The following is a 1,974-nucleotide window of genomic DNA, read 5'->3' on the forward strand; positions in this document are numbered from 1 at the left end:
ACCTTGCATTTTAATCAATGAACCAGGTTTAATTCTATTTATACCGACGATGTCGATGTCTTCAACAAAATGCATGTATTTTCAATATAAAAAAATACAAGGCGTGAAAATAAATGAAAATGGGTATTGTAGTATAGAAACAAAACAAGGAACTATTTATCATGTTGATGTTGATATTCGTGTTTTAAAGAAACAAATTAAAAGGTCAAAAATATATATTCAAAATTTACGAAAACGTAATCAAAAATACATACTTATGGAAATGAAAGCGTGTTATAATAGCTTTGGTGAATAGGGTATGGATAACAACAACGTTTTTCTGATCGTACTATTATTTCTAACAATGATGTTTCTTATCATTGTTTTTGTTGCGTTTATACTTTCAAGAAATAGAATGAAACAGCAGTTGTTTTTTAAGGATGCTCTAACTCAAACAGTAAATAAAAATAATGAAGAGATTGATTCGTTGAGACAACAAATGATGCAAGATCTCTTGTTATTTCAAACTAATATATTAAATTCAATAAAAGGTGATTTTAACCAATTAAATGAATCAACTGTGAATCGTTTGGTTAATATCGAAACAAAGGTAAATGAAAGTTTATTGCAAGGATTCGAGCGAACTAATAAAGCATTTACAAACGTTCTTGAACAGATGGCTAGAATTGATGAAACTCAACAAAATCTAAAATCATTATCTTCAAATATAACAAATTTACAAAATGTACTGACTGATAAAAAAACGCGTGGTATTTATGGAGAAATCGAGTTATATTCTATCTTAGAAAGCGTATTTGGAAATAATGAACAGCGTTTCTCAAGACAGGTTAAATTATCCAATGATAGTATTGCAGACTGTGTGTTGCATGCACCAGAACCATTAGGAGATATTATCATTGACTCTAAATTTCCATTAGAGAATTTCAATCGTATGTATGATGAGAATGTATCATCGCAAGACTTAATTAGAATAAAAGCAGAGTTCAAACGAGATGTTGCTAAGCATATCAAAGATATTAAAACAAAATATATCATACCAGGTGAAACTGCTGAAATGGCATATATGTTTATACCTGCTGAAGCAATCTTCGCTGAGATTTATGGTCATCATACAGATTTGATACAGATGTCATATGAACTGAAAGTGTATTTAGTTTCACCCACAACCTTAATGGCATACATAACAGCGATTAAAGCGATTTATTTAGGACAAGAAAGAAATGATCGCGTCATTGAAATTCAACAAGAATTCATTCGCCTCTCGCGTGAGTTTGAAAGATTCTCAGATCGCTTCGCCAATGTTACAAAAGATTTCGATAAAACCTATCGTGATATCCAAAATGTAAATATCACTTCGGATAAAATTATTAAACGTTTTAAACAAATTGAAGCAGTACAATTAGATGAAACAACTCAAAGCCATAGGGCTATAGGGGATGAGGAAAATGGATTCGAAAAAGATTAGACATATACTTACTATAACAACAATCGTTGTATTCTCATCATTCTTGTATTCATTATCAATGAATGCATTTGTTGATGCCGGTAATTTATTTCCAGGTGGATTTTCGGGAATTTCATTATTGATATCACGTGGTGCAAAAATGTATTTTAATTTGAATATACCGTTTTCCATTCCATACTTTTCATTGAATATTTTAGTTACGATTTTAGTTTTTAAATATGTTGGAAAAATGTTTATTGCGTATTCCGTACTTTGGTATACTTCGACAAGTGTTTTTACAACGATTCTTCCAGTATTCCCACTAACTTCGGATACCTTGTTGATTGCAGTATTTGGAGGAATATTAAGTGGCTTGGGAATGGCATTAGCTCTTCGTAATAATGCCAGCAGTGGAGGACTTGATTTCATTGCAATCTATGCTTCTAGTCGATTTAATGTATCAACATGGAACTATGTATTTATCTTTAATTCTGTTATTTTATTAATTGCAGGTTTAATGTTCGGTTGGA

The 1,974-nt window shown here is 30.9% G+C and carries 3 protein-coding genes; all 3 read left to right on the plus strand.

Features of this window, described 5'->3' with window-relative positions; all coding sequences use genetic code 11:
* A partial coding sequence (locus RSB60_RS08500; RefSeq protein WP_332615728.1) for a competence protein ComK occupies positions 1–295 on the plus strand: 295 nt, incomplete at its 5' end.
* A 3-nt stretch (positions 296–298) separates the two neighbouring features.
* Positions 299–1,465 carry a DNA recombination protein RmuC gene (locus RSB60_RS08505; protein WP_323381554.1) on the plus strand — a complete coding sequence of 389 codons (1,167 nt, stop codon included), beginning with the start codon at positions 299–301 and terminating at the stop codon, positions 1,463–1,465.
* The coding region (locus tag RSB60_RS08510; RefSeq protein WP_332615730.1) for a YitT family protein at positions 1,446–1,974 on the plus strand (529 nt) is incomplete at its 3' end. The genes RSB60_RS08505 and RSB60_RS08510, both read left to right, overlap by 20 nt.

It is taken from the genome of Anaerorhabdus sp., from assembly GCF_036657415.1.
Lineage (GTDB): Bacteria > Bacillota_I > Bacilli_A > Erysipelotrichales > Erysipelotrichaceae > Anaerorhabdus.

Coding starts and splice junctions, on each gene's coding strand:
- RSB60_RS08505 (WP_323381554.1), top strand. CDS start 299: ATGGATAACAACAACGTTTTTCTGATCGTACTATTATTTCTAACAATG.